The sequence below is a fragment of the Bradyrhizobium zhengyangense genome (assembly GCF_022012555.1).
Lineage (GTDB): Bacteria > Pseudomonadota > Alphaproteobacteria > Rhizobiales > Xanthobacteraceae > Bradyrhizobium > Bradyrhizobium zhengyangense.
Map to the genome: position 1 here is coordinate 1 of NZ_JAKLTZ010000004.1, position 16365 is coordinate 16365.

At 63.0% G+C, this 16365-nt stretch carries 14 protein-coding genes and 1 pseudogene; 7 read left to right on the forward strand and 8 right to left on the reverse strand.

Features of this window, described 5'->3' with window-relative positions; genetic code table 11:
• Nucleotides 1-105 precede the first annotated feature (105 nt).
• Nucleotides 106-1032, reverse strand: coding sequence for a tyrosine-type recombinase/integrase (locus tag L6639_RS15560; protein ID WP_237862588.1), 927 nt, complete (start codon nucleotides 1030-1032; stop codon nucleotides 106-108).
• Nucleotides 1033-1451: 419 nt separating this feature from the next.
• On the opposite strand from L6639_RS15560, the gene L6639_RS15565 reads away from it, so the two are divergent.
• Nucleotides 1452-2528, forward strand: a complete 1077-nt coding sequence (locus L6639_RS15565) for a GGDEF domain-containing protein (protein WP_237862589.1) — start codon at nucleotides 1452-1454, stop codon at nucleotides 2526-2528.
• 164 nt (nucleotides 2529-2692) lie between these two features.
• Here L6639_RS15565 and L6639_RS15570 read toward each other — a convergent pair whose 3' ends face one another.
• Entirely contained in the window at nucleotides 2693-3079 is a 387-nt protein-coding gene (locus L6639_RS15570; protein ID WP_237862590.1) for a hypothetical protein, read from the reverse strand.
• Between the two features lie 517 nt (nucleotides 3080-3596).
• Here L6639_RS15570 and L6639_RS15575 point away from each other — a divergent pair.
• A complete protein-coding gene (locus L6639_RS15575; protein ID WP_237862591.1) occupies nucleotides 3597-4451 on the forward strand; it encodes an SDR family NAD(P)-dependent oxidoreductase in 855 nt (284 codons plus the stop codon).
• Between the two features lie 95 nt (nucleotides 4452-4546).
• Here the strand turns inward: L6639_RS15575 and L6639_RS15580 are convergent, their stop codons facing one another.
• Entirely contained in the window at nucleotides 4547-5872 is a 1326-nt protein-coding gene (locus L6639_RS15580) for a dicarboxylate/amino acid:cation symporter (RefSeq protein WP_237862592.1), read from the reverse strand.
• Nucleotides 5873-5959: 87 nt separating this feature from the next.
• Nucleotides 5960-7393 carry an aspartate ammonia-lyase gene (gene aspA, locus L6639_RS15585; RefSeq protein ID WP_237862593.1) on the reverse strand — a complete coding sequence of 478 codons (1434 nt, stop codon included), beginning with the start codon at nucleotides 7391-7393 and terminating at the stop codon, nucleotides 5960-5962.
• 207 nt (nucleotides 7394-7600) lie between these two features.
• Here aspA and L6639_RS15590 point away from each other — a divergent pair, with 207 nt between their 5' ends.
• On the forward strand, nucleotides 7601-8485 hold the full coding sequence (locus L6639_RS15590; protein ID WP_237862594.1) for a LysR family transcriptional regulator: 885 nt from the start codon (nucleotides 7601-7603) through the stop codon (nucleotides 8483-8485).
• 80 nt (nucleotides 8486-8565) lie between these two features.
• On the forward strand, nucleotides 8566-9279 hold the full coding sequence (cuyB, locus tag L6639_RS15595) for a cysteate racemase (protein ID WP_237862595.1): 714 nt from the start codon (nucleotides 8566-8568) through the stop codon (nucleotides 9277-9279).
• An 8-nt stretch (nucleotides 9280-9287) separates the two neighbouring features.
• Here the strand turns inward: cuyB and L6639_RS15600 are convergent, their stop codons facing one another.
• Complete coding sequence (locus L6639_RS15600; RefSeq protein ID WP_237862596.1) at nucleotides 9288-10460, reverse strand: MFS transporter; 1173 nt, start codon at nucleotides 10458-10460, stop codon at nucleotides 9288-9290.
• Between the two features lie 60 nt (nucleotides 10461-10520).
• Here L6639_RS15600 and L6639_RS15605 point away from each other — a divergent pair.
• The 3 genes and pseudogenes from L6639_RS15605 to L6639_RS15615 form a co-directional block, all read left to right on the forward strand.
• Nucleotides 10521-11315, forward strand: a pseudogene (locus L6639_RS15605) (AraC family transcriptional regulator); the annotation flags it as partial.
• Between the two features lie 268 nt (nucleotides 11316-11583).
• On the forward strand, nucleotides 11584-12936 hold the full coding sequence (locus L6639_RS15610; RefSeq protein ID WP_237862598.1) for a malonyl-CoA decarboxylase: 1353 nt from the start codon (nucleotides 11584-11586) through the stop codon (nucleotides 12934-12936).
• 194 nt (nucleotides 12937-13130) lie between these two features.
• Nucleotides 13131-14273, forward strand: a complete 1143-nt coding sequence (locus tag L6639_RS15615; RefSeq protein WP_237862599.1) for a DUF418 domain-containing protein — start codon at nucleotides 13131-13133, stop codon at nucleotides 14271-14273.
• Between the two features lies 1 nt (nucleotide 14274).
• Here L6639_RS15615 and tarD read toward each other — a convergent pair whose 3' ends face one another.
• The 3 genes from tarD to L6639_RS15630 all read right to left on the reverse strand — a co-directional run bounded on the left by tarD (nucleotide 14275) and on the right by L6639_RS15630 (nucleotide 16364).
• Nucleotides 14275-15444, reverse strand: a complete 1170-nt coding sequence (gene tarD / locus L6639_RS15620; protein WP_237862600.1) for a mandelate racemase/muconate lactonizing enzyme family protein — start codon at nucleotides 15442-15444, stop codon at nucleotides 14275-14277.
• Between the two features lie 189 nt (nucleotides 15445-15633).
• Entirely contained in the window at nucleotides 15634-15891 is a 258-nt protein-coding gene (locus tag L6639_RS15625) for a DUF3297 family protein (protein WP_237862601.1), read from the reverse strand.
• A complete protein-coding gene (locus L6639_RS15630) occupies nucleotides 15888-16364 on the reverse strand; it encodes a glutathione peroxidase (protein WP_237862602.1) in 477 nt (158 codons plus the stop codon). Before L6639_RS15630 ends, L6639_RS15625 begins: the two co-directional genes overlap by 4 nt.
• Nucleotide 16365 lies beyond the last annotated feature (1 nt).

The following is a 16365-nucleotide window of genomic DNA, read 5'->3' on the forward strand; positions in this document are numbered from 1 at the left end:
ATTGCCCGAGGCTCACATGCCCCTGATTGGCGTCACGCCAAGCAGAGCCGTGATCGCGGAGGATGTCCGCGACCTCCAGAACTGGCCGAGCCACGGCCGGCGGCGCTACGGCGCTGGCGGCTCCTCACTGTCTCGCTGTCGCCGGCGGCGGCGCGGCGCGCTTAGGCCCTCGAGCGGGCTCTCGATCTTGGCAATCAGTCCGATCGCCACGCGACTGTAGCGGGCTGTCGTCTCAAGCTTGGAATGTCCGAGCAACGCCTGGATCACGCGAATGTCCCTGCCGCGCTCGAGCAGGTGGGTCGCGAAGCTGTGGCGAAGCGAATGCAGCGAGACCGTCTTGCGCAGCCCCGCGGCTTTGGCGGCCTCCTTGAACAACCGGCTGAACTGACGCGTGGTCAGTGGCTGACGTTGACTGCGACCGGGAAACAGCCAGCGCTGTTCGGGCGCGACGCCGTTGTTGGACGCGCTCGGCCCCGCCTTCCACCATTGCCGCAACAGCTTCAGGACCTCTGGCGGCAGCATCACGTGCCGGTCCTTGCGGCCCTTCGACTGCACAATGCGGATGATCTTTTGCTCGCTGTCGATGTCGCCCGCCCGCAGCCGCACCACCTCGCTGGCGCGCAATCCGCAACCATAGGCCAGGGTCAGCATCGCCCGCGCCTTCAGGCTCGTCGCCATGGTCAGGACACGCTTGACCTCCTCGGGGCTCAGCACCGGCGGCAGCTTCTCGGGCTCCTTGATGTGCCAGACCTCGGCCGCCAGATCGTGACGACGTAGCGTGACGCGGAACAAGAACCGCACCCCGGTCATGATCCGATTGCGGTTGCAGATGCTCATCCCGCTCTCGATCAGGTGCAGCTGAAATCGGCGCACCTCGTCGGCCGTCGCCGTATCGGGCGAGCGTTTGAGCCAGGCGGCGAACCGCTTGCAACTGTAAATGTGGCCACGCTGAGTGTGCGGGTTGAGCTTGCGCCCAGCCATGTCTTCGATCATACGCTGACGCAGCGGACTGACTGTGTTGGTATCGCTCATGGAGAGCTCCTTCCTGAGTGAGGGTTGCAACACCTCGATTCTCAGGACGGGGCTCTCCAGTGCTACCACTATCGTCTCAACTGGCTACCGCCCTCTCGGCTCTTGCTCCCGCGCAGCGGGCTGGAGCGCAGCGACTTTGTGCATTGGCCCATCGCGACAAACTCGGTCCGCGCGTCGATGTCGGCGATGAGGGCTAAACCGGACCCGGCATAGACCGGGTCAAACTGACGCGATTGACCTATCGCAGATTTGTCATAACCCAGACGGATCAACCCGCCACTTCTCGCGGCCACATCGGCACGCGCACCTACACCCATAGGCACAATTTTATGGATTAAGGTCACGAGGCGAGCACCACGCTTGTAAACTTGAGAGCAATCGCCGCGTGCAATGGTGGCTCCATTGCCGTGGGGCCACAGATGTTTCCCAAAATACACTTCATTGATCCGGCCCTGCCAACATCGGTAGCCCGTGATTTTGAGTCAGCGATCGCTGTTACGAGCAGAGGTACGAGTACATTCCTGCTTGCTCTTGTCTTAGTGGCGGTTGCGGTATGGCTGAAAACAGGAGACGTTGTAATAACTTCGCTGGCGGCGGCTAGCGCCGCGCTGGTCGCGTTGCGTATCGGGGTCGTGAAGCTATGCAGTTCGACCTCCGCTTATCTGCCGACGCTGCTGGCGATTGGCGTCATCGGGGCGGCGGGTATCGCCGCTCTCGTTGTACGGGCGTTCTCGCTAGGCGACGACGTTGCTATCGCTATCGCCGTGCTCGCCGCATCGGGGCACCTCTCAGCCGCGACGATCAGGGGCGCTGCCGTGCCGAAGCTTGCAATTTCCAACGCCTCCACATTGTTCGGGCTGCTCATTGTGTCTGCGATTGGCTCCGATTGCTGGGCAGTAGCGGTTCTATTGGCATTTCATTGGGTTGGGACGCTACAGCTCATAGCCATGTTGCATGGCCACATCCGTGGTAAGTTGCTCGCAGAATATCATATGTCGCAAGCGGCTCTGACGGACGCATTGACCGGCCTTGCAAATCGTCCAGCACTCGACGGCGCGCTCGAACAACGAATAGCATCCGGTATCGCTGTTGTCGCCATGATCGATCTTGATCGATTTAAGGCGGTCAACGATACATACGGTCACGACGCAGGCGACGTATTGTTAAGGTCGGTGACTGCGCGAATCCTCGCCGAGCTTGAGGATCGCCACCTCGTTGCTCGTCTCGGCGGCGACGAATTTGCTATCTTGTTTGACGCGGGGTTTGGTGTAGCCGACGCCACGCGGGTGGCAGAACGGATTGTGCTCGCGCTTGAAAGGCCGTTCATGATCGCTACCAATAGCGTCACGATAGGTGCGAGCATCGGCCTAGCGGCATCGGTTCACGGAGATAGCGCACGGTCACTCAAGCGACGCGCCGACGACCGCCTCTACGATGTAAAGCGCGGAGGGCGCGGATACGTCGCCCACGAGAGTGCTACTGTCGCCGCCGCTTGACCGGTTCGAGGCCCCAGCAGGTATGGATCGCGCGTGAGCCGCTAGCAATGACCGCCGTTAGCCCATCGCTGCCGCTTCCCCCGGCCGAGGAGTTTTCGGCTGTCAGGTGTAGACCGGACCTAACTTAACCGGGCTAAACCGTCGCGATTGACCCATAGCGGGCTTCAATGAGCCACCTGACAATAACTCCAGATGACGTTGTACCGCGTTACGACCCAAAACAGTGTCCAACCGCTCATGGCAATGAGCAAGAAGAGGGAGAAGTAAGCTGGCGGCAAGTAGTAGGAGAGCGGAACGCCGTCGAGAGCAGCAATGCCACCCTTGTGCAGCCTTCGTATGAAAACCACTATCATCGCCACAATGAAAAAACTAAAGAACGGCAGCGCAAGAAAGTCAGAAAGATTGCTGCGGTAGCCCTCCAACATTTCTCGTCCTGAACAACCTGCGCTCGCAGCACTCTGACCGGTCAAATAGCAGAAGATCGATGTCGCGCAGGCGAACGTGATCACGATGCCTAAGGCGGTGGTCGATATGACCAGCAACGAACGCATTGTCCCGTTCCGCAGTTCACATGGAGACCGACCTTTATCGTGGGCGAGCACCATCAGTCACAAATCCTCCATCGCAACCTAAGCGACAGCCAGACAAAATGCACCCTATGCGGTTGGTTAGAATTAACAGAGCATTGCTGAGGTGACTTTGCAAACCAGCTTCCGGTTATGGCCCTTCTCGGACCTCCTGCAATGTCTGCTCCTGTGCCGCTGTTGGGGAATTAGCGGACATCCTAGGTTTATGAGTATGCGCCCTTGCTAGCAGCCTATCCGCCAGCCGCACGAGCGACCGCAACTGCCGGCACAGCCTGCGCCGTTAGCGGTGCATGGCGGCAATAGTGATGGTTCATGAATAGACCACGTCCGCTGCGCTTTCGAACCCTCGTCGGCCCAGCAACTGACGTGGAGGGCCAGACGCGGACATTCGACAGGCTTCCAAATCGCTCGAAAGTGCGATCATATGCCGTTCGGCGACACTTGACGTTGTGTTGCAAGAGTCTTGGTTTGCCGGAGGAGAATGCGCGTGAAAGAACTCGCTGGAAAGACTGCGTTCGTGACCGGTGCGGCGTCAGGCATTGGCCTGGGGATCGCGACCGCTTTCGCCCAGGCGGGGGCGAAAGTGATGCTTTGCGACATTGAAGAAGAGGCGCTGTCCGCGGCGCTCAAGCAACTGAAGCTCACCAACGCCGATGTCGAGGGCGTGAAGGCCGACGTCTCACTCAAAGCCGAGCTCGTGGCGGCCGCTGAAGCCACGACCGCCCGCTACGGCAAGGTGCATATCCTCGTCAACAATGCAGGTGTCGGCGGCGGCGGGCCCTATGGCACCTGGACCGAGGCGTCGTGGAATTGGACCCTGGGCGTCAATTTGATGGCGACCATTTGGGGGATCGAGATCTTCGGGCCGTTGATCGAGCAACATGGCGAGGGTGGACACATCGTCTCTACAGCCTCGATCGCCGGCCTGATTTCAGGGGCGAGCAATGCATACAACGTTTCAAAATATGGTGTGGTCGCGCTGTCCGAGGGCCTGCGGCTTGAACTCGCCCCGCGCGGGATTGGCGTATCCGTGCTGTGTCCCGGGTTCATCCGCACTCAAATCGTGAACTCAAGGCGCAATGTCCCCAAACGCTTCGAGGAGGGAGTCCCTGCCATGCCGACTTCGGGCCCGCGTGCCGAGCAGATCAATATGATCCGTGAACGCGTCTCTCAGGGCATTGATCCCCTCTATGTCGGTGAACTCGTCCGCGAAGGCGTCGAAAACGACTGGCCATATATCTTCACCGACCTCGAATTCGAGCCGTTCGTCGAAGCGCGCTTCGCCGCAATCAAGCAGGGCTTTGACCACATCCGCGGCCGCAACCCGAAACATTGAGCGCGCAGCCTTTCACCGGCCTGAGGCCCCGGGACATCTCCCGGGGCCTTTGAATCACGCGCAGAGTTTTCTCGAGAGCGGGCGGACCAACCGGCTCATCCGCCCGCCGCACCTGCGACGACGACGGCTGGCACTACGGTCTCGGACACTCCCTCTTCGACCAGACCACGCTTGTCTTCCCACCTCGCCACGGCGGCCGTCGCAATGCCGTTGCCGATGACGTTGGTCATGGTCCGGCCCATGTCCAGGAACTGGTCGATGCCCATCACGAGAAGCATGCCGCCCACCGGCAGATTGAACATCGGCAGGGTCGCGGCAACGACCACGAGCCCGGCGCGCGGCACGCCGGCGATCCCCTTGCTGGTCACCATCATCACCAGCAGCATGACAAGCTGCTGCGTGAAGCTGAGCTCGATGCCGTAGGCCTGGGCGATGAACAGGGCCGCGAAGGCCTGGTACATCATCGAACCGTCGAGGTTGAACGAATAGCCCAGCGGCAGCACGAAGCCCGAGATGCGCTCGCTGACGCCGAACTTCGTCAATTGCTCGATCATCTTGGGGTACGCGGCCTCGCTGCTTGCGGTCGAGAAGGCGAGCAGCATCGGCTGACGCAAGAGGCCGAGGAGTTGAAGGACGGGCCGGCCGAGCGCCAGCAGGCCAACGAGAACAAGGACAGTCCAGAGCACAGCCAGGCTGAAATAGAACGTCGCGATGAACTTGCCGTAGGTCAGGAGCACGCCAAGCCCCTGCGTGGTGATGACAGCCGCAATGGCCGCAAACACGCCGAGCGGCGCGAACTTCATCACGAAGTTCGTGATCTGCAGCATGATGTGGACCAGCTCGTCGATCGACGACGCGATGGTCCTGGCATGGCTCGTCTTCAGCCGGCTGAGCGCGAGCCCGAAGAACACCGCGAAGACGAGGATCTGCAGGATCTCGTTCGTCGACATGGCCTGGGCGATGCTGGTCGGAAAGACGTGGGTGATGAAGTCCTTCAGATTGAAGCCGGCGGTCTGCAACGTGGTGGAAGCATCTACATTAGGAAGCGGCAGCTGCAAACCCCGCCCCGGCGCGAACAGGTTCGCAAAGACCATGCCGAGACCAAGAGAAACGAGCGAGGCCGAGACAAACCAGCCCATGGATCTCGCAGCAATGCGGCCGACCGCTCCGCCTTCGGAGCCGAGGCTGGTAATCCCCGACACGATCGTGGCGAACACCAGCGGCGCAATGATCATCTTGATCATGCGCAGGAACACGTCGGTGACAATAGAGAAATAGCCCGCAATGTTCTTCGCGGTCTCCGGCGTCGGCGCCAGCTCGTGGCAGGCGTAGCCCGCCAGGATGCCGAGCAGAAGGCTGACCACGAGAGCGTTGGTCAGGCGGTTGGATCGCGCCGGTGAATTGTCGGCATTCACTGTCATTTCTCATCTCCTCCCTTGGGTGCGTCTGATCATGTTGGGCCACGCGCGGCGACCCAATCGGCGTGCTGACGCTGTTGCGTGATGGCTTCAGCAAATCGGCTGTGGCTGGCGGCCGTCCTGGTCCGCGGCGGCAAGGCTTTGCGGCCGCGTCAGCATCTCGGGCTTCAGGATCGCCGCAAGCGTGGCCTCGGTGAGCAGGCCCCGTTCGCGCACGAGCTCGGCAACGCCGCGGCCGGACGCATGCGCCTCCACGGCGACCGCCGTCGCGGCCGCATAACCGATGTAAGGATTGAGTGCCGTCACGAGGCCGATCGAGTTCTCGACATCGGCCCTGAGACGGTCGCGGTTGGCGGTGATGCCTGTGACGCAGCCGCGCTCCAGCGTCAGGCACGCCTGACTGAGATGACTGATGCTCTTGAACAGGCTGTGCGCAATGATCGGCTCGAACGCATTGAGCTGCAACTGGCCGGCTTCGGCGGCCATGGTCACCGTGACGTCGTTGCCGATCACTTCGAAGGCGACCTGGTTAACGACCTCCGGAATGACAGGATTGACCTTGCCGGGCATGATCGAGGAGCCGGCCTGGACCGCCGGCAAATTGATCTCGCCGAACCCGGCCCGCGGCCCGCTCGAAAGCAACCGGAGGTCGTTGCAGATTTTTGAGATCTTGACCGCGACGCGCTTCAGCACGCCCGAGATCTGAACGAACGCACCGCAATCCTGCGTCGCCTCGACCAGATCAGGCGCGGTCACCAGCGGCAATCCCGTGATCGCATTCAGGTAACGGCAGACGAGACGCGCATAGTCCGGGTGGGCGTTGATGCCGGTGCCGATAGCGGTTGCGCCCATGTTGATCTCGTGGATCAGGCGTCCCGCTTCGCGGAGCCGCTCCTGATCCTCGCCGATCATGACGGCGTAGGTGTTGAACTCCTGCCCCAGCGTCATCGGCACCGCGTCCTGCAACTGGGTCCGACCCATCTTCAACACGTCCTTGAATTCTGCGGCCTTGCCGGCGAAGGCGAGGCGCAGGACGTCCATCGCCTTCACGAGAGTCTGCAAGCCATGCGAGGTCGCGATCTTCAGCGCCGTGGGGTACACGTCGTTGGTGCTTTGGCTCATGTTGACGTGTTCGTTCGGATGCAACGCGGCGTACTCGCCCCTGGCATGGCCGAGAATCTCCAGGGCCCGGTTCGCGATCACCTCATTGGCGTTCATGTTGGTGGAGGTGCCGGCGCCGCCCTGGATGACGTCAACGACGAACTGGTCGTGAAGCCGGCCGGCGCGCAACTCCTCGCACGCCGCGACGATGGCCCGCCCGCGTCGCTGGTCGAGAAGACCGAGCTCCATGTTGGACAGGGCTGCCGCCTGCTTGATGGCAGCGAGCGCACCGATCAGCTCGGGATAGGCCGAGATCGCGATCCCGGAGATCGGAAAATTCTCGACGGCGCGCATGGTGTGGACGCCGTAATAGGCCTCACGAGGCACCTCGCGATCACCAAGCAGATCATGTTCCGTCCGCATGTCATCTCCCGCTCGTCAGCTCCGTTGTCCGGAGACAGTGATCGTGGCCGTGAGCCTCGCGCGGAGGCTTGACGTTGCGGGGGCGATGCATGCGCCTGACGACGGCGGGCCGTCCAATGTTATGCCGGCAAGCTCTATTCCGATTTTGCATAGATTTCCCCTGAGGATCGGGGCATCTTCGCCAGGGCGAACACCGGAGCAGACACGATGGAATTGAAATGGCTGGAGGATTTTCTCAGCCTGGCGCGGACCCGCAGCTTCTCACGCGCGGCCGACGAGCGGCACGTGACGCAATCTGCGTTCAGTCGCCGAATCCAGGCGCTGGAGCTCTGGCTCGGTGTGTCCCTTGTCGACCGCAGCAGCTACCCGACGACGCTGACCGCCGAAGGGCGCGAATTCCTGGAGACCGCGGAAGAAACGGTTCGCATGCTCCATGCGAGCCGTCTCGCGCTTCAGGCGAGCAAGCGGCCGAGCACGCAAGTCGTCTCGATCGCCGCGCTGCACACGCTGTCGCTGCACTTCTTTCCGCGCTGGTTCCGGACCATCGAGAAGGACGTCGGGCCGATCGGCAGCCGCCTGCTGCCCGACGATTTTCACAGTTGCCTGCAGGCGCTCGTCGAGAGCAGCTACGATTTCCTGCTCACCTTCCACCACGCCAATGTGCCGATCCTGCTGGAGCCGGAGCTCTACCCGCATATCGTCGTCGGCATGGACAGTTTCGTCGCCGTCCGCAGCACGGCGTTAGCAGGAGACGACACAGCTTCGCTGCCCCTGCTCAGCTACGCCTCGAACTCGTTCCTGGGGCGGGTCGCCACCTTCGCCCAGGCCCAGGCCGGCTCACCGCCCGCGCATGTGACTCACACCAACGAGAATGCCATGGCCGAGGGGCTGAAGTTCATGGCGCTGGAGGGCTACGGCCTGGCCTGGCTGCCGCGCAGCCTGGTGGCCCGGGAGCTGGATGAGGCCACCCTCTCGATCGTGGGGCCGGAGATTCCCCTGGAGGTCCGGCTCTATCGCAGCGCACGGCGAACCAGGCCGATCGTGGAAAAGGTCTGGAACGCCGCGCAGGCTGCCGCTCTCAAAACTATGTAGAAACTGCATACGCCGTTCTGAACAGGCATTGGATTTGGCCGAAGCAGCCATGCACCATGGCCTCAGGCAAGGAGACTTCGATGCTTGGCATTCTGGGCGGCATGGGCCCGATGGCGACCGTGGATTTCATGAGCAAGATCGTCAGGAACACCCCCGCGTCCCGCGACCAGGACCACATCCAGATGGTGGTGTGTTCGGCGACCGATGTGCCCGACCGCACCGCCGCCATTCTCGGCCAGGGCTCCGATCCCTTTCCCGCCATGCTGAATGCCCTGCGCCGGCTCGAGCTGTCAGGCGCGACCCGCATCGCGATCCCCTGCAACACGGCGCATCATTGGCACGGCGCGCTCCAGGCCGAGACGTCGGTGCCGATCCTCCACATCGTTGATGCCGTAGCCGATGCGCTTTCTCGGCAGCGGACGACCCCGACCCTCGGCGTGCTTGCGACCGACGGCACGGTCCACGCCGGAATCTACCAGCAGCGTCTCACCGAGCGCGGCTATGTCTGCGTGATGCCCGATGCGAAGGCGCAAGCCGAGGTCATGCGCGCGATCCGTCTCGTCAAGGCAGGACTTACGGACGAGGCGGCCGGCATCCTTGGTCGGGAAGCAGAAGCGCTCGCAGCCAAGGGCTGCTCGCACATTGCGATGGCCTGCACGGAAATCCCCCTGGCCCTCGCCGCCTTCGACGGCGATATCGGCGCGGCATTGCTTGATCCCACCGACCTGCTGGCGCAGGCCTGCGTCAGATCATGCCTGGCCACGCCGCAGGAGATGGTGCGGGAAGTCGCCTAGCCCTTCCCTCACGCCGCAGCGGGCGTCCGGATCTCGCGCGGCAGGATGATCGCCGCCGCAATCGCCAGCAGGCACAGGCCGGCAAATGCGTGCAGCATCGTCACGAAGCCGCCCTGCTCGTAGAGCCAGGCGACGAGGCCGACCGAGGCGCCGGCCGCCGTGAAGCCGATGAAGTACCGCACGGCATAGGCGCGCGAGCGCCATTCCTCACTGGTGTATTTGCCGACCATGGCATCGTTCACCGTGACCTGCCCGAACGCGCCCATGACGATGCCGATCGAAACAACAATCAGCGGCAGATTGCTCAGGCTCGCGGCCAGATACAGGAACGGCGCCAGCATGAAGGACAGCGGCAAGGCCACCGTCTTCAGCGAATAGCGGTCGAGCAGCCGGCCGATCGTGTATTGCGTCATCGCGCCGAACACATAGACGCAGGCGGCGATCACGCCCAGCAGCGCGGGGCTTTTGGTAAGATCGGCAAGCCGCTCCGCGAACAGCTTCGGCAGCGCGACGGTGACGGCGTTGAAGGTGGTGGAGATCGCGATCACGACGATGAGCAGCGAGAGCACCACGCGCCACATGTCCTGTTTTGCCACCCGCGCCTGCGCCGCGGCCTGCTTGCTGCCCTTGCGGTCCTCATGCACGACCAGCATCGCGAAGGCGAGGCCGATCAGGATGGTGACGATTCCGGGGATGATGAACGCAAAACGCCAGCCGAGATACTGGCCGATCACACCGGTGACCAGCGCCGACGAGGCGACGCCGAGATTGCCCCAGACACCGTTGATGCCCATCTCGCGGCCGAGCCTCTCGGCATAGGACACGATCATCGCCGTGCCGACAGGATGATAGATCGAGGCAAAGATGCCGATCGCGAGCAGCGCGGCGCCGAGTTGCACGGGCGTCTGCACGAAGCCGACCGAGATCATGGAGGCGCCGATGCCGACGAAGAAGATCAACATCATGTGGCGGCGGCTCCAGCGGTCCCCGAGCCAGCCCGTCAGCAGCGAGCCGGCGCCGAAGGCGATGAAACCGGGGGTCGCGTAAGGCAGCAGTTCCGAATAGGCCATGCCAAGCGCCGGCCCCATGATGATCACGGCGGCGGCGAAAATGAGCATCGCATAATGGTCGATGAAATGACCGGCGTTGACGAAACTGATGACCCTGACAGGGCTGTTCATTCGGAATCCTCTCCTGCTCCGAAATGAGTTATATGTCCTTGGCATGACGGGATGCTGCCAATGACTGTCTTGGAAACGCCAATCCTGAGGGAGGTCCAGAGCAACCATCGCTCGCCCGCGGGCGTGCACCTGGTCGCGCGCGACTACCCCAGGGGCATGCGGATCGATCTGCACATGCATCGCGAAGCGCAGCTGATCTATGCGGCGAAGGGCACGATGCAGGTGGCGACGCCCGGCGGGCGCTGGCTGGTGCCGCCGGACCGCGCGGTCTGGGTTCCGGCCGGGCTCGAGCATGCCATCGACCTGCTCGCCGACATCGAGATGCGCACGCTGTATTTCGACCTCGCCTGGCTCAAGCGCGAAAAGCGCTACGAGGGATTGACCCGGGAATTCGTGGTGCGGGTGTCGCCGCTGCTCAACCAGGCGATCCTGGCGCTGTTCGATCCGCGCAACACCGAGGAGCGCACCGAGCTGCTGGTCCGCCTGGTGATGCTGGAATTGCACCAGGCCGAGGATTCCGCGACCTTCGTGCCGCTGCCGCACGAACCGCGCTGCCGTCGCGCCGCGATGATCGTGCTCGACGATCCCACAGCCCTGCACGACATCGACACGCTGGCGCGCGAGGTCGGCACCTCCGCGCGCACGCTGTCGCGGCTGTTTTCGAGCGAGACGCAGCTCAGCTTCAAGAGCTGGTGCCAGCGCGCGCGGATCGCGGCGGCCATCCAGCGGCTGTCCATCGATGCGAATGTCTCGGTGAAGCAGCTCGCCACCCAACTTGGTTATGCCAGCGTGCCGGCCTTCTCGGCGGCGTTCCGTCAGGTGACGGGGCGGACGCCGACGGAGTTTGCGGGGAAGTAGGGTAGCAGCTCCACTCTCAGTGGCGTCGCCGCCTCACACTCGGTGTCATCGCCCGGCTTGATCGGGCGATCCAGTACTCCGAGACGGCGCGGCCAGAACCGAGAAGGCGCGGCGTACTGGATGCCCCGGTCAAGCCGGGGCATGACAGTGTGCTTGGGGCGCATAGCACCGCCTAATCCAACTTCGTCCGCTTGATTGTGATCGGCTTCCGCCTAAATCCCGTGTAAGCTTCCGCACCGCACAAACCCGGATTCGAAAAGCCCAGATGGCCAATGCCTTCTTCTCCGACCTGCTCGCCACAATTTCCGAGCGCGGCCGCACGCTGCTGCGCCGGGGGGATTCCACTGACGCCAAGCAGGATGCCGACGGGCTGATCGCGCTCTGCGATGCGCTGCTGTCGGGCCGCGGCGAGGCCTCCGGCACCGCCATGGCGCGCGAGGTGCTCGACATCTACGGGGACTTGGATACGGCCGGCCGCCGCGCCTTCTTCGAAGGGCTGGTGCGCGATTTCGGCCCGGACCGGGAGCGCCTGTCCAAGGCGATCGAAAAGTGGCGCACCCAGCCAAGCGATGAGGACGCGAGCGCACTGCATTTCGCCTCGGAGCCGCGGCGGCAGGAGCTGATCCGCCGGCTCAACCGCGCGCCCGGAGGAACCGGCGATCTCGTTGCCATGCGGGCCGATCTGCTCGGCATGATGAACGGACACACCGATCTCGCGGCACTCGACCGCGACGTCTCGCATCTGCTCTCGTCTTGGTTCAACAGGGGGTTTCTCGTGCTGCGCCGGATTGACTGGTCGACCCCGGCCAACATCCTCGAAAAGATCATCCGCTATGAAGCCGTGCACGAGATCTCAGACTGGGACGATCTGCGCCGCCGCATCGATCCAGTCGATCGCCGCTGTTATGCCTTTTTCCATCCCGCGATGGTCGACGAGCCCCTGATCTTCGTCGAGGTGGCGCTGACCGAGACCATTCCCGGCGCGATCGCGCCGCTGCTCGCGGTCGATCGCCAGCATCTTCCGATCGAGAAGGCGCGCACCGCCGTCTTTTATTCGATCTCAAATACCCAACGTGGTCTCGGCGGCATCTCCTTCGGCAGCTTCCTGATCAAGCAGGTGGTCGAGGAGCTACGCCGCGAAACGCCGAAGCTCGACACTTTCGTGACGTTGTCGCCGGTGCCGGGCTTCATGCAATGGATCAAGCAGGACAAGGATTTGCCGCTGTCGGACGAGGACCGCGAGATCCTCAAGCGCCTCGACGATCCCAAATGGTATGAGAATCCGGAGACGACCGCGCAGCTGCGCAGCCTGATCGAACCGCTGGCCGCGCACTACTTCCTCAAGGCGCGCACGCCGAAGGGCCGCCTGATCGATTCCGTCGCCCGCTTCCATCTCGGCAACGGCGCGCGGCTGGAGCGCATCAACTGGCTCGGCGACCTCTCGCCCAAAGGCCTGCGCGAATCCGCCGGCGTGATGGTCAACTACCTCTACCGCCTCGACGACATCGAGAAGAACCACGAAGCCTACGCCAATGACGGCGAGGTCGTGGCCTCGAGCGCGGTGAAGAAGCTGCTCAAGGGCGAAGGACGCAGGTTGCTGGACATGCGGTTGTCGTAGGGGGGGCGCAGACGCTCGCGCCACGTCGTCATTGCGAGGAGCCCTTGCGACGAAGCAATCCAGGCTGCCGCCGCGGGAAGATTCTGGATTGCTTCGCTGCGCTCGCAATGACGGAGAATGTGGCGGCACCCTGGTCTCCAACTGCACGCCCTGCCATGCGCAGCTGCCGCAAGATCGGATTCGGCGAGACTCTCATGATCACCGACAGTCCCGCAGCTCCTACGCCGGTGCCGTCTTCCGATCGCATCGACGCCATCGACGTGCTCAGGGGCATCGCCCTGTTTGGCGTCATGGCCATCAACGTCGTGATGGAATTTCGCGTTTCGATCTTCGACCAGTTTCTGGGTCCGGAGACGCTTGCCTCGCCCATCGATCGCGCCGTTGAGATGATCCTGACGCAGGCGATCGAGCTGAAGGCGTTTGCGCTGTTCTCGCTGCTGTTCGGCGCCGGCCTTGCCATTCAGTTCGACCGGCTTGCCAAGAGCGGACGCCGCACCGCGCTGCTGTTGCGCCGGCTCGCCGTGCTGCTGGGGTTCGGCATCATTCACCTTTGCCTGATCTGGAACGGCGACGTCCTCACCGAATATGCGCTGGCCGGATTCATCGTGCTGCCTTTGCTGTTTGGTCCGCGCTGGCTGATCGCTCTCGTCGCACTGGTGTCTCTGGTGCTGTATCTGGCGATGCAGGACTTTCCGCCGGAGGGATTGTTTCCGAGCAGGGCCGTGATCTGGCGCGACGTGATGGATGCCAACCGCATCTACGCGACGGGCGGCTTCCTTGACGTGCTGGCATTTCGCCTGCGCGAACTTCCTCTGGTCGCCTCGCTGCACGCGTTCGTCTTCCTGCGCACGATCGGGCTGTTTCTGCTGGGGGCGCTGGCCTGGCGCAGCGGCCTTGTGCAGAATACGCGCGGCCTGTTCGTCATCGCGTTTCCCGCGATCACTCTCGGCGCGGCCTTGCTCTATGGCGGCATGGAGCCGCTCGGGACCATCGTGCTGGCGCTGGGCTACGGTGCCGCCATTCTCGGCATTGCTAACTTCGCGCGCGGCAAGCGGCTGCTGGGCTGGGCTGCGCCGCTGGGACGGATGGCCTTCACCAACTACGTCGCACAGTCCATCGTCTTCGGCTGGATCTTTTACGGCTACGGCCTCGGCCTGTTCGGGCGCCTCGGCATCACCGAGGCCGTCGCCATCGGCATCGCGGTCTGCATCGCGCAGGTGCTGTTCAGCGCCTGGTGGCTGCGCCGCTACCGCTATGGCCCGCTCGAATGGCTGTGGCGGTCGTTGATGTATGGGGCGCGGCAGCCGATGGCGGTGGGTAAAGCGGCCGCGGTGTGACCTACTCCGCCAGCGCCTTCATCTCCTTGTAGAGGTCGGACTTGCCTTCGAAGCCGATGCCGGGGAGATCGGGCATGGTGATGTGGCCGTTCTCGACGCGGACGCCGTCCGGGAAGCCGCCATAGGGCTGGAACAGGTCGGGGTAGCTTTCGTTGCCCCCTAAGCCGAGGCCCGCCGCGATGTTGAGCGACATCTGGTGGCCGCCGTGGGGAATGCAGCGGCTGGGCGACCAGCCGTAGGTCTTCAAGACCTCGAGCGTGCGCTGGTATTCGCACAGGCCGTAGGACAGTGCGCAGTCGAATTGCAGCCAGTCGCGATCCGGGCGCATGCCGCCGTAGCGGATCAAATTGCGGGCGTCCTGGTGGCTGAAGAGATTCTCGCCTGTCGCCATCGGGCCTGGATAGAACTCGGCGAGCGCGGCCTGCAGCGCGTAGTCGAGGGGATCGCCTGCTTCCTCGTACCAGAACAAGGGATAGTCCCGCAGCATCTTGGCGTAGGCGATGCCGGTCTCGAGATTGAAGCGGCCGTTGGCGTCGACGGCGAGCTTCGCGTCCTTGCCGATCTCTTCCAGCACCGCCTCGATACGCTTGCGGTCCTCGTCGATATCAGCGCCGCCAATCTTCATCTTCACGACGTTGTAGCCGCGATCGAGATAGCCGCGCATCTCGCCGCGCAGCATCGAGAGCCCCTTGCCCGGATAATAATAGCCGCCGGCGGCGTAGACGAAGACGTGCGGATTGGCGGCGACGCCGTGGCGCTCGGCCAGCAGGCGGAACAGCGGTTTGCCCGCGATCTTCGCCACCGCATCCCACACTGCCATGTCGATGGTGCCGACCGCGACCGAGCGCTCGCCGTGGCCGCCAGGCTTCTCGTTGGTCATCATCGCGCCCCAGACCTTGTCTGGGTCGAGATTGTCGCCGGCCTCGTTCAGAAGCTTCTTCGGATCGGCTTCGAGGATGCGCGAGGCAAAGCGCTCGCGGATCAGACCGCCCTGCCCGTAACGACCGTTGGAGTTGAAGCCGTAGCCGACGACGCGCTTGCCGTCGCGTTCGGCGTCGGTGACGACGGCAACGAGGCTCGTCGTCATCTTGGAGAAGTCGATATAGGCGTTGCGGATCGGGGACGAGATCGGCTTGGTGATTTCGCGGACGTCGACGATGCGGACGGACATGGGGCTCAGCCTTCGGTGGTTGTTGTCGTCATTGCGAGGAGCTCTAGCGACGAAGCAATCCAGACTGTCACCGTGGAAAGATTCTGGATTGCTTCGCTGCGCTCGCAATGACGAGAGGAGAGAGCGCTCCTCGCAATGACGAGGAGAGAGTGCGGCCCCTCACGACGACACGGAGGGCGCGGGTCGCAATTACTTCTTGTCCCGAAAATACGGCTCCACGGGCCCGTGCACCTTGATGGTCAGCGGGTTGCCGTAGCGGTCCTTGGCGCTGCCCGCGGTGACGCGGACCCAGCCTTCGCTGATGCAGTACTCCTCGACGTTGGTCTTCTCGATGCCCTTGAAGCGTATGCCGACGTCGCGCTGGAGGATGTCGGCGTTGTAATAGGGGCTGTTGGGGTCGACCGACAGTCGATCAGGAAATTCGTCGCTCATTGATGTCTCGCTCATAACAGTGTTTCGATTTGATTGCGCAGCCCCTCGGGCCGTGCGGTCGGCGCATAGCGCGCGATCACCTTGCCGGCACGGTCCACCAGGAATTTGGTGAAATTCCATTTGATGGAGGAACCAAGCAGGCCGGATTGCTGACGTTTCAGGTACTCGTACAGCGGATGAGCCTTCGGCCCGTTGACGTCGATCTTCTCGAACAGCGGAAAGGTGACATCGTAATTGGTCGAACAGAACGCCTGGATCTCGTTCGCCTGCCCCGGCTCCTGCGCGCCGAACTGGTTGCAGGGAAAGCCGAGCACCGCGAAGCCGCGCGGCGAGAGATCGCGATGCAAATCCTCAAGGCCGCGATATTGCGGCGTGAAGCCGCATTTGCTCGCGGTGTTGACGATCAAGAGCACCTGCCCTTCGTACTTGCGCATCGACACCTCTTCGCCAGCAAGCGAATTGGCCTTGAAGTTGTAAATCTCAGGCATC

What these genes read in the sequence shown, in the direction of transcription:
- L6639_RS15565 (WP_237862589.1), top strand. Translation starts at nt 1,452, where the DNA reads ATGTTTCCCAAAATACACTTCATTGATCCGGCCCTGCCAACATCGGTA.
- L6639_RS15630 (WP_237862602.1), bottom strand. Translation starts at nt 16,364, where the DNA reads ATGCCTGAGATTTACAACTTCAAGGCCAATTCGCTTGCTGGCGAAGAG.
- L6639_RS15610 (WP_237862598.1), top strand. Translation starts at nt 11,584, where the DNA reads ATGGCCAATGCCTTCTTCTCCGACCTGCTCGCCACAATTTCCGAGCGC.
- L6639_RS15580 (WP_237862592.1), bottom strand. Translation starts at nt 5,872, where the DNA reads ATGACAGTGAATGCCGACAATTCACCGGCGCGATCCAACCGCCTGACC.
- tarD (WP_237862600.1), bottom strand. Translation starts at nt 15,444, where the DNA reads ATGTCCGTCCGCATCGTCGACGTCCGCGAAATCACCAAGCCGATCTCG.
- L6639_RS15575 (WP_237862591.1), top strand. Translation starts at nt 3,597, where the DNA reads ATGCGCGTGAAAGAACTCGCTGGAAAGACTGCGTTCGTGACCGGTGCG.
- aspA (WP_237862593.1), bottom strand. Translation starts at nt 7,393, where the DNA reads ATGCGGACGGAACATGATCTGCTTGGTGATCGCGAGGTGCCTCGTGAG.
- L6639_RS15590 (WP_237862594.1), top strand. Translation starts at nt 7,601, where the DNA reads ATGGAATTGAAATGGCTGGAGGATTTTCTCAGCCTGGCGCGGACCCGC.
- L6639_RS15570 (WP_237862590.1), bottom strand. Translation starts at nt 3,079, where the DNA reads ATGCGTTCGTTGCTGGTCATATCGACCACCGCCTTAGGCATCGTGATC.
- L6639_RS15625 (WP_237862601.1), bottom strand. Translation starts at nt 15,891, where the DNA reads ATGAGCGAGACATCAATGAGCGACGAATTTCCTGATCGACTGTCGGTC.
- L6639_RS15560 (WP_237862588.1), bottom strand. Translation starts at nt 1,032, where the DNA reads ATGAGCGATACCAACACAGTCAGTCCGCTGCGTCAGCGTATGATCGAA.
- L6639_RS15615 (WP_237862599.1), top strand. Translation starts at nt 13,131, where the DNA reads ATGATCACCGACAGTCCCGCAGCTCCTACGCCGGTGCCGTCTTCCGAT.
- cuyB (WP_237862595.1), top strand. Translation starts at nt 8,566, where the DNA reads ATGCTTGGCATTCTGGGCGGCATGGGCCCGATGGCGACCGTGGATTTC.
- L6639_RS15600 (WP_237862596.1), bottom strand. Translation starts at nt 10,460, where the DNA reads ATGAACAGCCCTGTCAGGGTCATCAGTTTCGTCAACGCCGGTCATTTC.